Raw genomic sequence first — 21,089 nt, 5'->3', positions numbered from 1 at the left:
CTTGCATATATAATCTGAAACTCGGTTTACATCAATCTATATCTAAGACCTATGCTACATAGTTTAGGTCGATAATTTATTTTTATGAGGAATTTTTATACTGTGCTTACCCTAATACTTTTTTTTATTTCATGTGGGGAAAACCCAAAAACTAAAAAGAACATAGAACAAAATACAGAAGTAAGTATAGACCAGATTGATACGGTGGTCAAGGAAAAACCAGCTCCGCAAAAGGTTTTCAGGACATTTAAGGATTTGACGGATACCACCTTTGTTCGCTTGGCCGATTTTAGTGATGGGTTTGCCTATGACTTACGTTATGCAACCAAGAATAATTTTCTTAAGGAAAAGGTCTATGATTGCGCAGAGTGCTATACCCGGGTAATAACGGTTAAGGCGCTATTGAAGGCAAATGAAGATTTCAAAAAGAATGGGTTTCGCATCAAGTTCTTTGATTGTTACAGGCCAAACTCAGTTCAATATAAAATGTGGAAAATAGTACCCAATCCGCAATATGTAGCCAATCCAAAAAAAGGCTCCATACATAACAAAGGTGGAGCCGTAGATATTACCTTGGAAACCTTGGAAGGTGAAGAACTGGATATGGGAACCGACTTTGATTTCTTTGGAAAGCGAGCATATCATGATAATTTTAATCTACCAAAAGAGATACTGGATAACCGAAAACTGCTAAAAGAAACTATGGAGAAGCATGGGTTTTGGTCCACTAGAACGGAATGGTGGCATTATAATTTAGACGGGGCGCATAAATATCCTATCGCAAATTTTAAATGGGATTGTAATTAATGATAAAAATCAAAATGAAAAGACTAATATTCTTTACCGTTTTAATAATGAGTGCAAACGCCTTTTCCCAAGACACTATAATACCGTTGTGGCCTAAAGATAAGATACCCAATTATATAGCTTCGGATGAAAAAGAGGAGCATGTTAGGGAGGATATTTTGCGTATAAGCAAGGTGCAAGACCCTACGATTGAAGTGTATCTGCCTTCAAAAAAAAATGCCAATGGTCAGGCTGTGGTTATATTTCCAGGAGGAGGATATCGTATTTTAGCATATGACTGGGAGGGAATAGATATTGCAAAATTTTTGAACAGTAAAGGAATTGCAGGTATCGTTGTCAAATATCGTTTACCATCATCTGTATCGCAGACCCATAAAGAAAATGTTCCTTTGATAGATGCCCAGCGAGCAATACGACTGGTGCGGAGCAAAGCAGAGGAGTTCAATATAAATCCAAATAAAATTGGTGCTATGGGATTTTCGGCCGGCGGACATCTAGCTTCTACTCTAGGAACTCATTTTGATGAAAAAGTATACACTGCAATTGATGAAGCCGATAAATTAAGTGCGAGACCGGATTTTTTAACCTTGTGCTATCCGGTTATTACTTTTAATCAATCATCTACACATAAAGGCTCTCAGAATAATTTGTTGGGCAATAATCCAAAACCTGAAACGGTTGATCGTTTTAGTAATGAAAAACATGTAACCCCCAATACCCCACCTACCTTTCTACTGCATGCTACGGATGATAAAGCCTTGCCAGTAGAAAACAGCCTAGCGTTTTACAAAGCATTAGTTGATCACAATGTGCCGGCCGCTTTACATATATTTCCTAGCGGCGGACATGGTTTTGCCTTGGGGTTGGCAGATGTGCATTTAAGAACTTGGCCAGAGCTTTTGTTCGGTTGGATGGAGCATCTAGAGTAGTTATTGCATTTTTTTTAAAAGATAGGAGAATATCTGCTTAACTTTTATATTTTTGCAATCCAATTTCGGGATGTAGCGCAGTCCGGTAGCGTACACGCCTGGGGGGCGTGTGGTCGCAGGTTCAAATCCTGTCATCCCGACACTATAGCATATCAATGCATAATGCAAGCTTGTTAATCGTACGATTAACAAGCTTTTGTTTTTATAGGGTATGTTATACACCTTAAATATTACAATCATTCACTCTTTCTTAGAAGCATAGAATTTACTCAAATACTACATCTAGAAAGTAGAAGTAAAGCAAAAGTGTTTTGGCTACCAACTCTAACGTAATATTTCAGAGGGGATGGGAAGCAGCACTAATGCATACGCCGATTGCAAAATCGATATGGTAGATTACTGAAAATATATTAGAGATTGCCAACCAAAGAGCTAAAGCCCCGTATAATTTCTTAAAAGTTTCGTAGCCCTATGGGGATATTTCAAGAAGAGTTGTAAAGCCTAAGAATTTTTGTCCTTAAACCGTAATTCTCCCAGTTCAATACCAATAGCAGTTTTGGCAAGAATGGTAAATATAAAGGCGCCCATTGCCCAAATCCCGATTGTTACGCCTATTTCTACGCCGGTGGGCAGGTATTCTACTATTTTACCGTAAGGCCCGGGAATGAAGCCAGGAACGATCAAACCAAAGCCCTTTTCTATCCATATCGCTACAAATAGCATAAAGCAGCAGAAGTATAATACCTTTAGGTTATTTCTAAATTTGTTGAACGTGAGTATCACCGTGGCAAGAATATTTAAAGGTATAGCGGTCCAAATCCATGGTAGTAGCGCATTTTTGCCATGTAGGCCAAAGAAGAGGTAATAGGCACTTTCACTATGGTGTGTAGGGGCATAAAATTCTTTAAACAGTTCAGAGACCAGCATAATCAAGTTGATCTGAGCGGCAACGGTTACAATCATAGCTATTTTCTTGATTGTTTTGTTTTCTATCTTAAATGCGGTAAAAGAACGTATAACGGCTAAAACTAAAATAATAAGTGCAGGTCCAGCTGCAAATGCCGATGCCAAGAAACGAGGCCCTAACAAGGCATTGTTCCAAAAAGGACGCGCTTGCAGACCTTGATATAAAAAGGCGGTTATCAAGTGAATGCCCACGGCCCAAAATACGGAAAGAATTGCACCTGGTACATATACACTTTTCTTTGCTTCTTTGTTCTGATAGTGCTTAAAGAGGATGTAAAACGGAATACTGATATTAATGAAAAGATATCCGTTTAATACAATAACGTCCCAAGTCAACATGGAGTTCGGGAAGTTAAAAACTCCGATACCGGGAATCATATGCCACAACACGGATGGTCCGCCCATATCGGCAACTACAAAGGCTAAACACATTACTAAGGCCGCTACGGCCAGTCCTTCGCCGATTAATACGGCCTGTTTAAAATCGATATCTTTTAAGACGTAGGTGGGCATTACCAACATTACGGCAGCCGCGGCAACACCTACTAAAAAAGTAAAGTTAGAAATGTACAGTCCCCAGCTAACGCGATCGGACATTCCCGTAGCGCTAAGCCCTTCCTCTAATTGAATGGAATAACAATACATGCCGATTAGCATCACAAGGGTAAGAAACCCCATCCAAAGATGATACTTTTTAGACCCCTTGGTTATGGTATCTAAACTATCGACCACCAAACTTCTAAATACTTTAAATGCTCCCATTGTATATTATTTTAAATCTGCCGGTTTAGAATTTCTGGTATTCTAAGCCTTAAGACTTATATGCTTTCCTTTATGACGTTCTTAGTCCATGAAGTACCAGAACTTGGGTTCTGTGCCCAAATCTTCTTTTAGTCTAAATACTTTCTTGTTTTCTAGTACCCATCTTATGATGCTATTAGGGTCTAATAGATTGCCGAAAATTCTAGCTCCGGTAGGACATGCTTCCACACAGGCCGGGTTTTTTCCTTTACGCGTACGTTGCACACAGAAAGTACATTTCTCCATGACACCTTTCTTGCGCATTCTGTTCCCTAAGTAATGTTGATTTTTGTTTACTTCGTTTTCTGGAACTTCGGGTTTACTCCAGTTAAAGCGTCTTCCATCGTAAGGGCAGGCGGCCATGCAATAACGGCAACCAACGCACCAATCGTAATCTATGACTACAAGTCCGTCTTCCTCTTTCCATGTTGCCTGCACGGGGCAAACTTCCACACAGGGAGGGTTATCGCAATGAAAACATTGAGTTCCCATATAGAAATGACCTTCTGCGGGCACCTCGTGGTAATAGTTGTCATCAGCTTTGTCGAATTTGAAACCTTCCCCATCTTTCATCTCGTGTATGCGGATATATTGCATTTCTGAATTTCGGTCTTGGTTGTTCTCCTCTACACAGGCGCTGACACAATTCATATAGCCTTGGCACTTGGAGATGTTGAAGGCATAGCCGAAGAGCACATCTTCTGCCGCATTTTCTGCGGTCATATTTATGTTTTTATTCGTTCGCAGTTCGTACGAGCGCATAAGTCTATTTATAGTAGCTTGTTTTTCCTCATCGGTCATGAGTTTATAGTTTCCCTTAAACTGTTCCTCCCAATCGATCTGGGCCTTTTCCTTGGTATCACTTCCAGCGGTTACACTACATGAGGTGGTTACCGCACCAGCACCGATTAGAAGGCTGGCAGTTAGTTTTTTAAAGGCACTTCTCCGGTCCATCTTTACATCAAAAACCTGCTCAAAGCCATCGCGGTGGCGTTCTTCACCAATAGATGCATTAATGGCGGCCTCGTAAAACTCATCGGCGCTTAGTTCCTCTTCTTTGTTTTGGCCGCTATTACAGCTTCCTTCGGATTTACCGCAACCACAAGAACCCGAAGACTCTTTTCTGTTATTTAGACCTAGGTCTAGAGAGTACCATTTTTTATTATCGCTCATACCTTTATTTTTAATGACCTAAACCTTCGTTACGTTCTATAGCCGTTTTTGTATTGAATCGCACGGGCCATCTAGTTTCAAAACTGGGACTGTGCGGATTATGACAATTCACACAGGTGTTAGATGCTCGTGGAGGAGCCCATCCTGCTACTTTCTTACCATGGGCGCCACCTTTCCAATCTTCAAATTGACTCGAATGGCATTGTGCACATAGTTTGTAGCTTAAATTGAAATCTATATTTTTTCCTGTCAATGTATTTAGCTGGTTCATGTCCTCCCCGTTATGACAGGTGGCACAGTTCATGGCATCGCTATTGGCGTGATTGAGTTTAATGTTCCAGTGGGCTTTTTGCGCATCTTTACCGATCATCTGTGAGACCGGTTTACTATGGCACTCTGTACAGGCAAATGATTTTATTTGTCCTTTCCGTTCTGGAATAAGGAAGGTATGTTCGCCTTCCGTGATTTCTATTAACTCTGTATCCGTCAATAATCCTTCAGAAGTCAGGGGGCCATGATATGGTTTGCTTTCGCCTTCTATCTTATCGGATATCGAATGATATTCCCCTTCCTCTTTACAAGAGAATAAGGACATCCCTAGAAGTACAACTACGAAATATATTAGCGTTCTATTTTTCATTTAGTTTATCGAATTGTCTTAGAAATGTATTCGCATCAACGGTTGGTTGCTCACTATGTTTTGGCAAATGGCATTGTCTACAATTAATACGGTCGGGATGCGAAACCCTAATTTCCTTAGGGGCACTTGGTCCTCCGTGACAAGAAATACAACTTTCTCTCATTTGTAATTGATGCGGTATCATTGGTGGACCTCCTAGTAATGCATTATTTGCACCGAGTCCCACTTTTGGTGGTTCCGGTTTTGTAAATCCATTTTCTTTAAAGTTGCTAGTGGTGTTTTGGGTAACGTGACATTGACGACAGTTTACCATTTCCGGATGCGGGGTAACAGGGGCATAGGCATTGAATTTTTCTACAAAACCACCGTTCTGGTGACATTGTATACACGTGTTGCCTCCAAAGCTGCGCTCTTTTGCTACAGGGTGGGGAATACTTGGCGGTGCTCCCGGATAGGCCCTGTTATCATAATAGGTATCTAGTGTACGTTGGTGGTTTTCATCTACGGGCATATTCAGATATTCCAAACCTGCACCTGCATCATCAAATCGTCTGAAAGCACCACTTTCCGATGGAATAAAGTTTCCGGTAGGCGTTTCAATAACAGGTGTATAGGCTTCTTCCAAACCCTGTTTATAGCTGTAGTTCCATACCACGATAAACGCGATAAAGATTACCACAAAAAACGATATGATTCCAAGTCTTTTTTTCATAGTCTAGGCTCTTTCAACTTTTACCGCACATTTTTTATAATCCGGTTCTTTGGAAATAGGGCAGAAAGAGTCTAGGGTAACATCGTTAATGAGCATGTTCTCATCAAAGAAGGGAACGAATACTTGCCCTTTTGTAGGTAAACCCCTTTCGTTAATGGATGCCGGCAGTGTACAAGAACCCCGGCGAGAGGTTATTTTAATGTTTTCTCCGTTTCTAATTCCTAAAGACTTTGCATCGTCTGGATGAAACTCCACATAGGCATTGGGCATGGCTTGATGTAGTACCGGAATTCTACGCGTCATAGAACCTGTATGCCAATGTTCTACAACACGACCTGTGTTGAGCCAAAATGGATATTCTTGGTCTGGTTTCTCTGGGGCGTCTTCAAAAGGACGTTGCCATATAACCGCTTTGCCATCTGGTTTTCCATAGAAATGAAAGTCTTCTCCATTGGAACAAGCAGGGTCATATTTGGCATTATAACGCCATTGGGTGGACTTGCCATTTACATAAGGCCAGATAGCTCCGGACTCTTTCTCTAAGACTTCAAGTGGTGCCATACCGTGTTTTGCACCTTCGTGAAATTGTCTGTATTCGTTGTATATTTCTTCTACGTGATTTTCTTTGCTATAAGGGAAGAGATCTTCAAAACCCATTCGTCTTGCTACTTCAATGAACATCCAAGTATCTGGTGTTGCCTCTCCGGGGGATTCGACCATTTTCTGCCAATACTGTGTTCTTCGCTCAGAATTACCATAGAGTCCGCCTTTCTCAATATGCCAAGCAGCAGGGAGAATAACATCGGCTACATCCGTAGTAGGTGTGGGGAAGACGTCAGAAACTACAACGAAACAAGATTTCTTTTCCATTGCTGGACGGTAACGACTTGTCTTAGGCAAAGAAACTAGAGGGTTGGTAGCTTGTACCCAAATGAAATTAATATCTCCGCGGTCTACTGCGCGGAACATTTCAGTGGCATGATAGGTTGGCTTGGATGGAATACGCTCCACGGGAACCTTCCAGATTTTAGCGGCCATTTCCCTATCTTTCTCATTCGTTACAACCCCGTGCGGTAATTTGTGGGTAAAGGTTCCCACCTCACGAGCGGTACCACAAGCAGAAGGCTGGCCTGTTAATGAAAAAGGACCGTTACCCGGTTGCGATATTTTACCGGTAAGTAAATGGATATTGTAAACAAGGTTGTTCATCCATGTTCCTCTGGTGTGTTGGTTCATTCCCATACACCAATAAGACACTACTTTTTTATTGGGATCCCCGTAAATTGCCGCTAGGTATTTAATGTCCTTTACGGAAACCTTGGAATACTTCGCCACTTTTTCTGGACTGTAATCCTTTAGGAATTCTTTATACGCCTCAAAATCTATTTTCTCTGGCTTATCCGTAAACTGGCAATTGTCTTCTAGACCATAGCCAATATGGGTAAGGCCTTTGCTAAAGCTACAATGTTTTTCAACAAAGGATTTATTGACCCATCCGTTTTGTATAATCTCATAACAAATGGCATTTGCTACCGCCAAGTCGGTTTGGGGTTCAAATAAGATTGATTTATCAGAAGCCGTACTTGAACGTGTAGTTCGTGTGGCAAAATCAATAATTTTAGCACCACGTTTCGCTTTTTGCTCTAACATTCTTGAGAATAGAACCGGGTGCATTTCAGCCATATTGTTTCCCCAAGTAACAAAGTAATCGGCGTGATCAATATCTTCATAACAGCCCATGGGCTCATCCGCTCCAAAAGAGGTTAAGAATCCTGTTACGGCACTTGCCATACAAAGGCGTGCATTACAATCCAGGTTATTGGTTCCTATGGCCCCTTTCATGAATTTAGAAGCGATATAGCCTTCAGGTATGGTAGACTGCCCTGAAGTATACATGGCCACGGAATCCTTGCCGTTCTGGGCAATGCTTTCTTTCATTTTTGAAGCAACAAGGTCTAAAGCTTCACTTAATGGGGTTTCTATGTATTTACCGTTTTTCTTTACTAGGGCGGTTTTAAGTCTGTCCTTAGATTGGATACACATGATCTGGTGGTACCCTTTTACACATAACAATCCTTTGTTTACAGACGAATTAGGGTCGCCCTTTACAGCTACGGCCTTTCCGTTTTCAGTACCTACAAGAATTCCACAACCTACGCCACAGAATCTACAAGGACCCTTTTTCCAATCCAGGTTGGCATTATCAGGAATTCCTTTCTCTTGCTCACTGGCAAAGACAATACCGGGGAACATTGATGCGGCCGCAGTAATTGCGGATAACATGGCCATTTTCTTTATAAAATTCCTCCTGTTAGTTAGAGATTCGTACATAGCTATATAAATTATTGAGGGGTATTAAAACCAGAAACTAAAGCCAGCAGCTTTAGACTGCTTAGGGCTTCAATTTTTTCTTTTAGAATTTCGTCTTCTTTGTCGGTCTGGGTATCGGTAACCAATGCCAAAACATTTTGGTTCTCGGCGGGAATAACTTCGCATTGACCAAGACTTACCAATGCGGTCATCAATTCTTCTTTTTTTCCCGTGATAGGGTGTGCTAGGTAGCTTTTGATAGGCATTTTAGGTCGGTTATATGTGTTTGAAAATCAGTAATTTTCATCAGAAATTGTTTGACTATTTAACAAAAATAGGTCAGTATGGTTCTTAAAAAGATGATAAATGTCATAGAATGAATAATAAAGAAATCGCTATATTTGAATGGAAATAACGATTGCTTATTATTCATTCTCTCGTAATACATAGTATTATTCACGAAGAGATTGGAATCAAGGGTATTACGTTGATTGTAAGGTTTTTGTTGTTACTGATGTGCTTGTATAAGTTTATTGGTATCTAAAATCATTTTATCTATTAAAATAAGAAGGCACGGAAATAATGATAGATACTACTACGGCGTTGGAATTGGTTTTGCGACATGGCGCGTACAATACCGAATTTTTTGAGGTAGACTTGAAAGATGCACTAGATTATGTTGTAGCCAAAGATGTTGTTTCAAGAATAGATATGCCGCCATTCAGGCAATCGGCTATGGATGGTTACGCACTTCATGTGTACGATGATTTTACCTATACAGTGGTGGGGGAAGTACAGGCCGGTGATAAGAATGACCCCACTTTACGTAAAGGCGAAGCTGTCCGCATCTTTACGGGAGCACCTGTTCCCACTTCTGCAAATACGGTAGTCATGCAAGAAAGGGTAACCGTAGAGGGCAATAAGATTATCATAGAAGAACCTCCGAAGGTGAATCTGAACATCAGGCCCAAAGCGGAACAAATAAGGGCAGGAGGTATTGCCTTAAACAAAGGAACTACAATTAAAGGGGTTCATATCGGATTTTTAGCGAGTTTGGGGCTTACTGAGATTACGGTTTTTAAAAAACCATCGGTGGCCATTGTCGTTACCGGAAACGAATTAGTGGCCCCAGGTACGCGCTTATCCTATGGTGAGATATACGAATCCAATGGGGCGATGCTGACCGCTGTGCTAAAAGAACTAGGTTATAAAAACACTTCTGCAATTACTATTAGGGACGACTATGATACCACCAAAAATGTATTAAGTGATACTTTAGGGAAACACGATGTTGTTATCGTTACGGGCGGGGTATCCGTAGGAGATTATGATTTTGTTGGTAAAGCATTTAATGCCATTGGGGTACAAGAGATTTTTTATAAGGTGAGGCAAAAACCAGGAAAACCCCTGTTTTTTGGTAAAAAGGAAGGGACATCCATATTTGGGCTTCCTGGAAATCCTGCGGCAGCCCTTAGTTGTTTTTATATCTATGTATATCCTCTTTTAAAGAAATATGAAGGAGCGAAGCATATGAACCTTCCCACTATTTTTTTGCCTCTGTTATCTGATTACACGGTAAGAGGAACTCAGGCACAATTTCTAAAAGCTCGAATAGAAGGTGCCGGAGTGCGCATTTTAGGAGGACAAAGTTCTGCCATGGTACAGGCTTTTGGAGATGCCAATGCCCTGGTTTGCCTACCTGTGAATTCTATGGAAATTAAAAGAGGGCAGAACGTAAAAACACTACTATTGCCCACCAAATAACAGTTTGTTATGAACGATTACAAGATAAAGAGTAGGATTTGGATCGAAGTAGGGGATAATGTCTTGCTTGGCGAGGGAAGAGTGCGTTTACTAAAGGAAATTGCGGCACAAGGCTCATTGTCAAAAGCGGCAAAGTCTATCGGTATGTCTTATAAAAAAGCATGGACACTAGTAGATGCCGTGAATAAATCGGCAAAAGAAGCCGTGGTAACTACATCCGTTGGTGGGCAAAAAGGAGGAGGGACGATTATTACACCCTATGGAAAAAAACTAATAACAGCTTTTGAGCAAATCAACAAAAAGTGTTGGGAATTTCTCGACAAAGAGTTTGAGACCCTAAATGGAATTTGAGAAAAACGAATCAGGATTACTTCTTTAGCAGAGGGCCTATAGAATTAATAAAAGTAACATCAAAAATTTATAGTAAAGAAAATAGGATTAAAAAATGAGCACTACTTATAAAAACGTATTTAAACAAGGTGCTATTTCTTCGGCATTTATAGCGGAATCTATAGCCAAGCATCAATCTAAAACCAGTATTGGCGCGCATAATATTTTTCTAGGTCAAGTACGGGCCGATGTTGTTGACGATAATAAGGTTGCCGCAATAGAATATACCGCATATGAAGACATGGCGAATAAGAAATTCCATGATATAAGGGAAGCTACTTTTGAAAAATTCAATCTTACCTGTATGCATATTTACCATAGTTTGGGATTGGTTAAATCGGGAGAGATATGTCTATTTGTCTTTGTGTCATCACCCAGACGGAAAGAAGTCTTTAAAGCGCTGGAATATGTGGTAGAGGCCATAAAGGCCGATGTGCCTGTCTTTGGAAAGGAAATATTTGAGGATGAATCTTCGCAATGGAAAGTAAACAGCTAGCCGTATGGTAGCTGGTACCCGGCCATACCCTAAATTCCCTATTATGACGTTCTAGGCCACGGTAGAAAAGTGTATTGGCTGGGAGTCTACATACTAAGGCTTTCAGGTAGCGAAGCCTTGGTAGGAAAGGACATTGCTTTGATTATAGGAAAATTGGCTCTATATGTTGAGGTAGTTGTATTCTTAGTTTGATGCTTTACCTAAATTTGTTTTTAAAAGATTTGGATTGATCGTTAGTTGAACCCATCCCCAGTTGTTTGTATTATCACTTGGTCTGCCACCTTTTATAAGAGTTATATTATCCGAAGCAAACATGTGGGAATAGCCTACATTTAGCTTTACATTCTTCATTAGGGCTTGTGTATATACCAAATCTAATTCCGTTCCTAAATAAGCATCGGTATCTCCGGTAAGGTTTGCATTGGCACTAAAATAATGTCCTTTTAGCAATAAGTTAGATTTTTTGCCCGTAGTAAAGACAATTTTTCCGTACACATCATTAAGCCCGACATTGTTAGCATGGTTGCCAACATAAAAATAATCCATGAACCCATTAAACTTGTGATTGGTTCCATAAAGAGGAAAGAACGATTTGTTCTTGGAGTCGCCGTCTTGATTGGTTCCGCTTAAAAGCTCAACACCTAATCCATAGAGAAATTTATTAGATGTATAAGTAGCCTCTAAAGCCAATTGATAAGCTGATAAATCTGTCGTCGCGTTTGCTTTCCCAAATTGATAATAAGCACTACCGGCAAAATGTACTTTTTTTACTGGGAACTTAAAGTAAGTACCTGTAGTCTGTCTATAGGAAACGCCGTTTGCAATATCACTGGCATCACCGGTAAAATCTTGAAAACCCGTATTTAGAAAAAGAAAGCTCACGGAACTTTTCTCCCAAGATTGCTTTAGGTAGGCATATTGCATGGATTTATAAGTGAAAAAACCTTGAATATTATATGCCGTTCCTTCGTTACTAGCCGCTTCTTGGCTAAAGGCTCCTCCTAAGTCGAGCATAAAATTATTCTTCTTGTAGCTTATGATGGCAGCATCATGAAAACGTCCTTGCATGGCCCAGTCCAAACCGCCAAATATACGTTGGTCGTCATAGGAAATTACTTGTCTACCTAGCTTGGAAGACCAATTTTCATTGAATTGCAATTGTGCCCAAGCTTGAAATAAAGAAAAAGAATCGTTTCCGTCTATCGCTAAAATTTGTCGGGTGTCTCCCCATGTGCTCACATCCTGTACCGCAATGAACAGTTTTAGTTTTTCTGCGGAATAGCCAATATTTAGACGGGTACGTTGGTTTACGAAGGCTGCGGGATTGGCATCGGTAGGAAAAAGGTTGTTATACCCGTGGCGATATTCAAATCGGGCCCTTAAATCCGCATCAACTTCCAGTGTTTGCGCAGTTAATGGAATACAACTGAAAATAAATAAAAACAGAATGCCTACCTGAAGTCTTCGTATGGTCATAATAGCTAGTTCGTTACATTTAGCAACAAAGGTTCGCTATTTGAATTTCAATAAATATGATAATTATCACTTAAGTAAGTCGGTTCTAAACACCCGGATTCCAACCAATGGCAATTGCCACTTGCTTTTGCTCCTTTATAATAGAACGTATCATATAAGGTCTGTTAATATCTACGTTTTGAATGTTTTCTGCCATAGGATTGCCGTCTATTGAAACGTTCCCTTCAAAATTTTTCAGGGGCTGATGGCCTAATCCATATCTATTGTCTTCTACTAATAGTAACATCAGCATTTTATCTGGATTAGCTGTGGAGCAATATATGCCAAAGTCATCCCATAAATACACATTGTTATTTGTGTTTTTAATAGGTTCTATACGAGAAGCCTCTCCCAGTATATTTTTAAGTACCGTGTAATTGGTAGGAAAGGTAATACTGGTGTTATTGATAAAAATTTCAGTGGCTGTGCACTCTACTGAAATAGGAATGCTCTTTTTTTTTCTCTTACTCGGATCTCTAAAGTCAAAAATGCCCATATAATGCAAGATATTTCTTTTTTAAAGAAAATGGGATTATTAAAGCCTATTCTATTTTAACAAAGTAGGTTTTATAGCACTTTGGATGATTTTAAATTTAAATATGCATTTAGAGTAGTTTTGCATAAGATTTTCAGGTAATTTTTTTTCATAAGGGAGTATATGCTGGATTTATATTTACACTTTATAAATGCCAAGTTGACATTTACATTGCTCAATAACGTTAATTTTTCTCGATAGCGTTAAAATTTATTCAACAATAATTTTATTTTTAAAGAAAAAATTATGTTGAGATTAAGGGAAGATAATCCCTTGGAAATGCTACGTCAATTTTCAGTTTACTATGATGGCGACCTCATTGAAAATTTGGGTGCAGCCAAAATGTCAATTGATAATGAGCATGGTAAAGGGTACGTTAGTTTATATGAGTTGATGCCAGGTCTTACGGCATGGGTGTATAATATTGAGTTTACCCAAAATTTAGTAATCAATATGAACTTCTCCGAGGATAGGCCCTATTACTTTGGGTACAACGTATCAGGTTACCAATTGCAGAAGTTTCCTAATGAACCTGAACATAAGAAAATAAGGCAGGGGCAAAATTTTATTATTGTTAGTGAACCTAATACTAGCTCAGAATTTATTGTACCAAGTAATATTGCATATAAATGCTGTTATATTATTATCAACCCTAAGGAATTGGCAGAGGGAAATATAGCTAGTAAAAAAAGACTTCTTCAGGAGTTGGAGGCGAACTTTGATAATAAAACTAGTAAACACCCGTATAGATATTTTGGTGATATTGATACTAGGATTGGAACTTACGCCTCAATCATTGTTGAAAATTTACGCACAGACGTGGTTGGTAGATTAATTACGGAAGGCACTGTGCTCAGAATGTTGGGTTCGCAATTAGAGGCACATCAACATGACCGTAATAATGAAGAATTTCGACCTATTTTATCTAAATCTGAGCTTTCCAGAATAACCCATGTTGGTGACTATGTGATTGAGCGTATTGCCGATAAATTTACCATTGATGATATCAGCCTCCACTTGCGGATTTCACCAAAAAAGCTTCAAAGCGGAATTCGTTTCCTGTATGGGTATTCTGCAAATGAATATCTCACAAAACTTCGTTTGGAACACAGCAGGGAGTTAATGCATTCAACCGAAATGAATATCTCAGAGATATGTCTTGCGGTGGGTTATCAGAGTAAAAGTTACTTTTCTAAGATTTTTTTGGATATGTACGGGTTTAGCCCAAGTGTTTATAAAAAGAGGTTTGAAGACGCCAATTTACTTTTTGATATAAGTTACCGCTCATTAGCTGTAGATACTACTAGCGGAAAGGATGTTGATGCTATTATTAAAACGGCAAGATCCTTAAACCCCGAATTTAATATAACTGGCTGTATCATCTATCACCGTAATATATTTTTCCAAATTATTGAAGGTCCCAAAAAGGATATACTAACGTTGTTTGATAATATCAAGAACGATGAGAGGCATAAGGATATTAAGGTGATGTGGAAAGGTTACAAGATAAGACGGGAATTTAAAAATTGGGCATTGGCAACAATAAGTGACGAGGGTGTGTTAGATGTGCAAATTCAAGGAAGTGCCAAGAGTTTAGAACTAAGTAATGTTTTGGGTAAGTTGGACAATAGTGCTATAGACTCTGAAAACTTATGGCGAAAAGTTAGAAATATAATAAAAATCCATACGGATAACTCCGCTGCTTGACTTCTATTAGTTACACCAATTTTAGATTTTTCTTTCTTTTGAACAATTCGTCTATCACCAATTTTAATTGATTGTGCATTTTATTTATAGAGGTCTCTTTTGTCAAAAAAAATAAGGCTCCCATTTCTAAACTTTTGCGTCGGTCTTCTTCCGATGAGGAAGTAGAATAGATTACAACCGGGATTTTAGTTAGTAATTGGTTTTTTTTAAGATGTGTTAAACACTCAAACCCGTCCATTATGGGCATATTTAAATCTAAAAAAATTAACTTAGGAAGTATACCCGCAGATAAAGTATTCAATATATGGGTCATTAGTAATTTTCCATTAGGAAATATTTCCATATTTATCTCAGGGAAAATATCTTGCATGGCTTCCGCAAAGAACATTCTGTCATCTTCATCATCATCTGCATACGCCAAGGGACTAAAAACACTGTAGTTGTTCATAAATGTGATTTTGGGGTATTTGTGATTTCTCACTAAATAAATGTAGTATTTTTAGTAAGCCTCTCATAACAATATACGATAAATATATAACACTATTCGGATTGCGGTAAAACAGGTTGTTTCACTTTAAAACTGGAACTCATTATTTTATTTTAGAGCAGATTTATGGGCAAACCCTTTTCGTAATATGATAATGATGGCAAACAATTTTTTCAGATAGTTTTCCACCTGATATAGTTAAACATCAAAAAGCTATCTCATTAAATTTCGTGTAAGTATTAAAGTCTAATTATAACTTACAGTATGATGAAAACTCCAAAACTACTATGTGTATTTACACTATTTATGTTTCTAATAACTTCATGCGGAGAAAGTACGGACAAGTCGTCAACCCCGGGAAGTGGTATGGATGGTGTTAAGGAAACACAACAAGAGGCCATGGAAAGAGAAAAAAAATGGAAAAGCGAAGAACGTCTTGGAGCGGATACCGTAAATATAGATAGTACAAAGACTAATGGAAAATTGAACGAGTAGCTCAAGACCTACACTGTACATTTTCTAAAATTTAATAATTGGAAATTTTATTTTTGAAAAATGCAGCATAGCTCATTGATTGTTTTAAGGACAATTTTTCCTCACCAAGAATAGAACTGAGGATATTATCGCTTAAATCAATATGTTCCTCCCCAAACCACTCAAGGGCAAAGGTATACCGGGTTTCACTTATTACTTGTACCAGAGTATATTCAACCTGATATCCAGATGCAGAATATATTGATAGAGGTTGTATGTCTAACTGTCCATCAGTATCAATAATATTAAGGGCCAATCTATTTTTGGTTACCTCCAACCATTCGTTATTATCACAATCAGGTAAAATACTATTTTTAATTTTTGGGTCGTCTAATGTAAAGCTCCATTTTAGCCAGTTTTCACAGTATCCCATAGCTGTATGTACACGCGTTCTTGCAATTGGGACAGGTTCTCTTTGCTTAATTTCAATTCTATCTTCTCTAAGCTTAATATTAATGTTTTTAGTAAGCTCGCTGAAAATAAAATTGTAATTATCTTATCTTTTTTTTCAATATCGCGGGCTTAAGCAAGCGGAAGGTACAGTCTGAAAATAGCTCCTTTACCTAAGCTGCTATTGGCGGATACGGCACCATTGTGGTTAAGCGCTATTTTCTTAACAATAGCTAGGCCAATACCGGTTCCTTGGTATTCCAACTTACCATGTAGTCTTTTAAAAATCTCAAAAATTCGTTCCTCATGTTCTTTTTCAAAACCTATACCATTATCGTGAAAACTGAGCTCGTGGTAGGAAAGTTCCGAATCCAATAACACATTTTTTATTTTGGAACCATGAATAGTTTTTACTTTGATATCAATTTGTGGAGGAGTATTTATCTTTGCAAATTTTATTGAGTTTTCGATTAGATTTTGAAAAACTTGTCTTATTTGAAAGGGAATTACTTTTGCTTCACCAAGTTCATCGTATGTAATTTGGGTATTGGTCATTTCAATCTTTTCAGAGAGGTTCTCAATTACCTGTTCTAATAATGATGTCAAATTCTGAACTTCAAACTCTTCTTGTTGTTTAGAGGTTCTTGAAAAGGCCAATAAATCTTCAATAAGGGTTCGCATACGTTCTGCAGCCGATATAACTCGGTCAAAATATTGCATACCTTTCTCGGACAAATTCTCGGATTCCATTTTTAATATGCGACTGCTCATCATCTGTATTTTGCGCAGGGGCTCCTGAAGATCATGACTTGAAATATAGGCGAAAGACTCCAACTCATCATTACTCTTCTCCAGCTCTCGTACGGTATCTTCTAATTTTTCATTTGCCTTTTTTAATAATTCTGTCCTTTCGAGTACTTGTTGCTCAAGTTCCTTTGAGAAGTTTTCTAACTTTTGTCTTGCCGCTACACTATTGGTTACATCTGTAACCGTTAACATAACCCCGGAGATTGAACCGTCTAACTCTTTAAGAGGTATATAATCAAAATCTACATAATACTCTTTTCTAACACCATTGCTTTCTACAATGGCATGAGACTCTTTAACAGACACAGGCTTACCGGTCTTAATAACCGAGCGTAGATAGGTAGGATATTCTTGAGAATTAAGCTCAGGAAACACTTCTAGAAGATTTTTGCCCAAAACCTCTTTCTTTTTCTTCCTCCAAAAGTGGTTCAATAATACCTCATTAGCCATCTCGATTTTTAAATCGGTGCCTCGTAATATTCCCATAGCAATGGGTGATTGTAATACTAAATTCTGAAATTCGGCTTCACTTTCTAAAACATGATGACGTGCAATAACGGATTCCGTTACTTCTGATGCAACGCATAAGATTGTGGCAACATTACCTTTGTCATCAATTGAGGGGCTAAATATAAAATTGAAATAGGCTGTAACTGTCTGCCCGTTACGCACCAGATTAAATGGGTATTCCATACCCGTTTGAGCAGTCTGCGTTTGAATAACGTTTTCAAAAATGGGACGAAGACCTGCTTCTATCTCTGTTAAAACATTAAAAATGGACCTTCCTTCAGCAAGATTTCTATTTGTATTCCAAATATCCAGAGCCTTATCGTTTACTAACTCAACCTTAAAGTCTTTGGCATTGATTATAGCGATACCTACAGGCACATCCTGAACAAGATTCCGGAATTTTTTTTCACTATCTTGAATTTTTTGTTGGGCTTTTTTATCATCGGTAATATCCTGCAAAATACCATTAAAGCGATATGCTATATTTTCATTGTTAAACCAGCTTCTGCCAACTGCCCTTACAATTCTTGTTTGTTTGGTCTTTTTATTTTGAATCGTGTAGCATATATCATACTTGCCTCCCGAGGTATGGTCTAGTGCCCTAGCAATAGCTTTGGACACGCGTTCTTGATCTGATTTTTGTATGGCGGCTATGGCATCATTCAATTGAATATGGAATTCCATAGGCAGGCCAAACCATTCTTTAAGACGCTCGTTACTTTTAAATTTATTGGTAAGCGGGTTGTAGTCCCACGTACAAAGTTCGGCAGCATCCATGGCAAACTGAAGATCACTTTCACTTTCTTCAAGATCTTGCATTGTTTTTACACTGGCCGTAGTTTCGGAACAGGTTACCAAAATTCCGTTTATTTTTCCTTTCTCTTCTTTTATGGGACTATAGCTAAATGTCCAATAAGCTTCTTCAATAGTACCGTTTCTGTAGATTGGTATAAGTTGGTTTTCGCTCCATGTTGCCCCATTTCCTTTTAAAACATTCTGTAATAGGGGGTATATAGTGTCCCAAATTTCAGGCCAGGCATCCTTGCCTTTCATGCCTAGAATGGAAGGGTGTTTTCCATCTTTGCCTAAGCTAACCCTATAAGCGTCATTGTAAAACCCAATATAATCAGGACCCCAAAAGACATACATAGGAAATCTTGAATTTAGAACAATACTTAATGTTGTACGTAAACTCTGTGGCCAGGTACTAGGAGCCCCCAAAGTGGTTGTCTCCCAATTTTTGTTGCGGGTCAGTTCTCCCATTTCACCTCCACCTTCCATAAATGGAAAAGTATGTTCCGTTTTGGCTTCCATAAAGGTTAATATTTGAGAACGAAATTATTGGAGGAAACTTCCTGACGAAATTTAAAATCTATAAACTCAATGCACTTTGTAAGAGCTAGTTTTAATTGGTCAAAAGTATTCGGTTTTTTTAGATAAAGGTCCGCGCCCTTGCTTTGTAGTTCAAGAACTTTTTTGGAATCTATAAGGGTGGAATAGATAATAACCGGAATCTGCGTAAATTTTGATTCTAGCCTAATATCGTTCAAACACTCTTCACCGTTCATCATGGGCATATTCAAGTCTAGGAAAATACAATCGGGTAGTTGTATTTCGGCATCCAGTAAATTTTTCATTAAATCAACACCGTTTTCAAATGATTTGAAAACGATATTTATACCAATATCGTTTATGGCTTCCTCAAACAATTGGCGATCATCGTAATCATCATCGGTTAGAAATATATTATATGTTTTACCACTCATCGTTACTATGAAAATTGAAAGGTTAAAAATTTATGGAAGTGCTCATAGGTTATCGCTTAGACTAGGCTTATTTGCAATTTCTAGAGAACTAATCATCGTCTAATCTTGTGGTAGATGTTTTCATAGATGGAAACTGGATTAATATATTCTATAAAAATATATAAGGTTGTCAAAAGTTTTGTAACCGAATAAATTTTTATTTGACTTGATAGAATATAAGTTTGAAAAATTTACTTCTATAATATTCATTTCATTGGAGCTGTTTCTTAGGGCCAACACGCAAAGCATTTGTGTAGTTGAGAGGGAATAGTGTCATTTTTTGATCCCTTTAAAGGTTTCTCAAGATAGGGTTGGTCATCAATCAGACCCTTGAATTTGATGGCATACTCATGAATATTTGATTTGCGTTCCTGTATTTTATTTATGATTTCTTGGCCTTCCAAATTGAATATTTCTGTAGGCCAAACTTTAAAAGCATTTGTAATGTTCTGATCAGTAAGTCTGGTTTCGAGATATTTGGCCTCTTCTTCAAAAATTCGCCTATCTATTTCTTTTAAAAAATATACATCAAAATCCATTATTAGCCCAGGGAGATAATCAATTTCCTTTTCAAAATTTTGAAGATCGGGAATAAATACTTCGTTAGAAATAATAGTAGGAACTATACCTTCAATTTTAAAAAAGGCATTGTCTCGGTCGCAGGGTAGTGGTATTGCTTTTAGTTTGTCGTTCTTTTTCTGTATAATCCAGCCCCATTGCTTTGCATGACGGTCCCAGTCCCCAATTAATAGATCAAATAATCTAGTCCTGACCAATAAGTTTTGGTCAATAATCAGATTTTTTCCATATTCTAGTTTCAAAAGTTGAAGCTCTTCGGTATCTACCACTTTCCAAGTGTTGGGTATATCACTCCATTCTGCATTGCCGGAATCTTCGTGTTCTAGCAAGTATAGTCTATTACCGTATTTGGCGTTATATTTATCTAGTGTTGATTGTTTGGGAATGAACAAAAGCTGTGGCCTAGTTGATGAAATACCCACATCTTTAGCCAACTGCGCGATAACCAATGCCGCATATGGATGTTGAGCGGAAATTCCATCTACAATAATATTTTCTAAGCCAAGAATCCGTGCAAATTCGGGGATTAAAGGTTCTGGGTTTTTGGTAACACTCCGTAGGGTAAATATAGTACCATTGGAGGTTTTTAATTTTAAAGAATGGGTTTGTTGCCCCCCGCCTTCATCAATAATTGTAAGACCTCCTTTTAAAGTATCTAAGAAAGCAATAGGAACTTTAATAGGTGTTTCCCATACCTTACGGTACTGTTCTCCTTGAATTATTTTTTTTAATGAATTGCCTTTGTATAAAGTGCTTGCAGCTACAAGTACCGAATCGTAATCACGAAAATTTACGGATTCTAATTGGTCAATATTCAAAATTTTGCAGGTGCTAAATTCTTTTTCAGTTGTGGATACAGAAAAATAAACGACTGTAATAAACAGAATCGCAATTGCAACGAAACCTAATATTATTTTTTTTAGCATGGTTTGGTTTTTCCTTCGAATGAGCTAATCTTAATTACTAGTCTATGCAAATAGAAAAAAAGAATAACTGCTTCAAGGATTGTATTAAGGTGATTATGGTTAACTGGTTTCAATTTAGTGAATAGGGTGATTCTTTTAAACGCTATCAAAATAGTTGTTGACCTAAAAGGACAGCTTAAAAAAAATTGATTTGCTTCTTTTTGTATTAAAAAAAAACGCATTTACAATAAGGCCTCCCAGTAGAAATGAAGAATTTAGAAAAGACATGGCGAAGGAATTTTCTATTGAAATTCCAGCTTTTAAGTA

20 protein-coding genes and 1 tRNA gene are annotated in these 21,089 nt (G+C 38.1%); 8 read left to right on the top strand and 13 right to left on the bottom strand.

Annotated elements, in window-relative coordinates; genetic code table 11:
• Window positions 1-84: 84 nt before the first annotated feature.
• The 3 genes from Q4597_RS17145 (at window position 85) to Q4597_RS17135 (ending at window position 1,876) form a co-directional block, all read left to right on the top strand.
• The gene (locus Q4597_RS17145) at window positions 85-807 is read left to right on the top strand and encodes a M15 family metallopeptidase (RefSeq protein ID WP_303407349.1); all 723 of its coding nucleotides are present in this window, start codon (window positions 85-87) and stop codon (window positions 805-807) included.
• 14 nt (window positions 808-821) lie between these two features.
• A complete protein-coding gene (locus tag Q4597_RS17140; RefSeq protein WP_303407348.1) occupies window positions 822-1,736 on the top strand; it encodes an alpha/beta hydrolase in 915 nt (304 codons plus the stop codon).
• Window positions 1,737-1,802: 66 nt separating this feature from the next.
• Window positions 1,803-1,876, top strand: a tRNA-Pro gene (locus Q4597_RS17135).
• 361 nt (window positions 1,877-2,237) lie between these two features.
• Here Q4597_RS17135 and dsrP read toward each other — a convergent pair.
• From dsrP to Q4597_RS17105, 6 genes are all read right to left on the bottom strand, one after another.
• Window positions 2,238-3,464: a sulfate reduction electron transfer complex DsrMKJOP subunit DsrP gene (gene dsrP / locus Q4597_RS17130; RefSeq protein WP_303407347.1), complete on the bottom strand. Its 1,227-nt coding sequence runs from the start codon at window positions 3,462-3,464 to the stop codon at window positions 2,238-2,240.
• Window positions 3,465-3,545: 81 nt separating this feature from the next.
• Entirely contained in the window at window positions 3,546-4,676 is a 1,131-nt protein-coding gene (locus Q4597_RS17125) for a 4Fe-4S dicluster domain-containing protein (protein ID WP_303407346.1), read from the bottom strand.
• 10 nt (window positions 4,677-4,686) lie between these two features.
• Window positions 4,687-5,316, bottom strand: coding sequence for a cytochrome c3 family protein (locus Q4597_RS17120; RefSeq protein WP_303407345.1), 630 nt, complete (start codon window positions 5,314-5,316; stop codon window positions 4,687-4,689).
• On the bottom strand, window positions 5,306-6,028 hold the full coding sequence (locus tag Q4597_RS17115; protein WP_303407344.1) for a cytochrome C: 723 nt from the start codon (window positions 6,026-6,028) through the stop codon (window positions 5,306-5,308). Before Q4597_RS17115 ends, Q4597_RS17120 begins: the two co-directional genes overlap by 11 nt.
• A 3-nt stretch (window positions 6,029-6,031) precedes the next feature.
• The gene (locus Q4597_RS17110; RefSeq protein ID WP_303407343.1) at window positions 6,032-8,359 is read right to left on the bottom strand and encodes a molybdopterin-dependent oxidoreductase; all 2,328 of its coding nucleotides are present in this window, start codon (window positions 8,357-8,359) and stop codon (window positions 6,032-6,034) included.
• A gap of 11 nt (window positions 8,360-8,370) precedes the next feature.
• The gene (locus Q4597_RS17105; RefSeq protein WP_303407342.1) at window positions 8,371-8,604 is read right to left on the bottom strand and encodes a hypothetical protein; all 234 of its coding nucleotides are present in this window, start codon (window positions 8,602-8,604) and stop codon (window positions 8,371-8,373) included.
• 316 nt (window positions 8,605-8,920) lie between these two features.
• Between Q4597_RS17105 and glp the strand changes: the two genes are divergently transcribed.
• From glp to Q4597_RS17090, 3 genes are all read left to right on the top strand, one after another.
• Window positions 8,921-10,102 carry a gephyrin-like molybdotransferase Glp gene (gene glp / locus Q4597_RS17100; RefSeq protein ID WP_303407341.1) on the top strand — a complete coding sequence of 394 codons (1,182 nt, stop codon included), beginning with the start codon at window positions 8,921-8,923 and terminating at the stop codon, window positions 10,100-10,102.
• Window positions 10,103-10,111: 9 nt separating this feature from the next.
• Window positions 10,112-10,453 (top strand): winged helix-turn-helix domain-containing protein, encoded by a 342-nt coding sequence (locus tag Q4597_RS17095; protein WP_303407340.1) that lies wholly within the window; start codon window positions 10,112-10,114, stop codon window positions 10,451-10,453.
• Window positions 10,454-10,547: 94 nt separating this feature from the next.
• Entirely contained in the window at window positions 10,548-10,988 is a 441-nt protein-coding gene (locus Q4597_RS17090) for a molybdenum cofactor biosynthesis protein MoaE (RefSeq protein WP_303407339.1), read from the top strand.
• Window positions 10,989-11,171: 183 nt separating this feature from the next.
• Here the strand turns inward: Q4597_RS17090 and Q4597_RS17085 are convergent, their stop codons facing one another.
• The gene (locus Q4597_RS17085) at window positions 11,172-12,464 is read right to left on the bottom strand and encodes an alginate export family protein (RefSeq protein WP_303407338.1); all 1,293 of its coding nucleotides are present in this window, start codon (window positions 12,462-12,464) and stop codon (window positions 11,172-11,174) included.
• 85 nt (window positions 12,465-12,549) lie between these two features.
• A complete protein-coding gene (locus Q4597_RS17080) occupies window positions 12,550-12,999 on the bottom strand; it encodes a hypothetical protein (protein WP_303407337.1) in 450 nt (149 codons plus the stop codon).
• Window positions 13,000-13,284: 285 nt separating this feature from the next.
• Here Q4597_RS17080 and Q4597_RS17075 point away from each other — a divergent pair, with 285 nt between their 5' ends.
• Window positions 13,285-14,745, top strand: a complete 1,461-nt coding sequence (locus Q4597_RS17075; RefSeq protein WP_303407336.1) for a BLUF domain-containing protein — start codon at window positions 13,285-13,287, stop codon at window positions 14,743-14,745.
• 10 nt (window positions 14,746-14,755) lie between these two features.
• Here Q4597_RS17075 and Q4597_RS17070 read toward each other — a convergent pair whose 3' ends face one another.
• A complete protein-coding gene (locus Q4597_RS17070; protein WP_303407335.1) occupies window positions 14,756-15,193 on the bottom strand; it encodes a response regulator in 438 nt (145 codons plus the stop codon).
• A gap of 345 nt (window positions 15,194-15,538) precedes the next feature.
• Here Q4597_RS17070 and Q4597_RS17065 point away from each other — a divergent pair, with 345 nt between their 5' ends.
• Window positions 15,539-15,727 carry a hypothetical protein gene (locus Q4597_RS17065; protein ID WP_303407334.1) on the top strand — a complete coding sequence of 63 codons (189 nt, stop codon included), beginning with the start codon at window positions 15,539-15,541 and terminating at the stop codon, window positions 15,725-15,727.
• A gap of 31 nt (window positions 15,728-15,758) precedes the next feature.
• Here Q4597_RS17065 and Q4597_RS17060 read toward each other — a convergent pair whose 3' ends face one another.
• From Q4597_RS17060 to Q4597_RS17045, 4 genes are all read right to left on the bottom strand, one after another.
• The gene (locus Q4597_RS17060; protein ID WP_303407333.1) at window positions 15,759-16,139 is read right to left on the bottom strand and encodes a hypothetical protein; all 381 of its coding nucleotides are present in this window, start codon (window positions 16,137-16,139) and stop codon (window positions 15,759-15,761) included.
• Between the two features lie 149 nt (window positions 16,140-16,288).
• Entirely contained in the window at window positions 16,289-18,787 is a 2,499-nt protein-coding gene (locus tag Q4597_RS17055; RefSeq protein ID WP_303407332.1) for a PAS domain-containing protein, read from the bottom strand.
• Window positions 18,788-18,792: 5 nt separating this feature from the next.
• On the bottom strand, window positions 18,793-19,239 hold the full coding sequence (locus tag Q4597_RS17050; RefSeq protein ID WP_215438788.1) for a response regulator: 447 nt from the start codon (window positions 19,237-19,239) through the stop codon (window positions 18,793-18,795).
• Between the two features lie 266 nt (window positions 19,240-19,505).
• Complete coding sequence (locus tag Q4597_RS17045) at window positions 19,506-20,783, bottom strand: hypothetical protein (protein ID WP_303407331.1); 1,278 nt, start codon at window positions 20,781-20,783, stop codon at window positions 19,506-19,508.
• Window positions 20,784-21,089 lie beyond the last annotated feature (306 nt).

Source organism: Zobellia sp. 1_MG-2023 (assembly GCF_030549125.1).
GTDB lineage: Bacteria > Bacteroidota > Bacteroidia > Flavobacteriales > Flavobacteriaceae > Zobellia > Zobellia russellii.
This window is presented reverse-complemented; position numbering and strand designations above follow the sequence as displayed.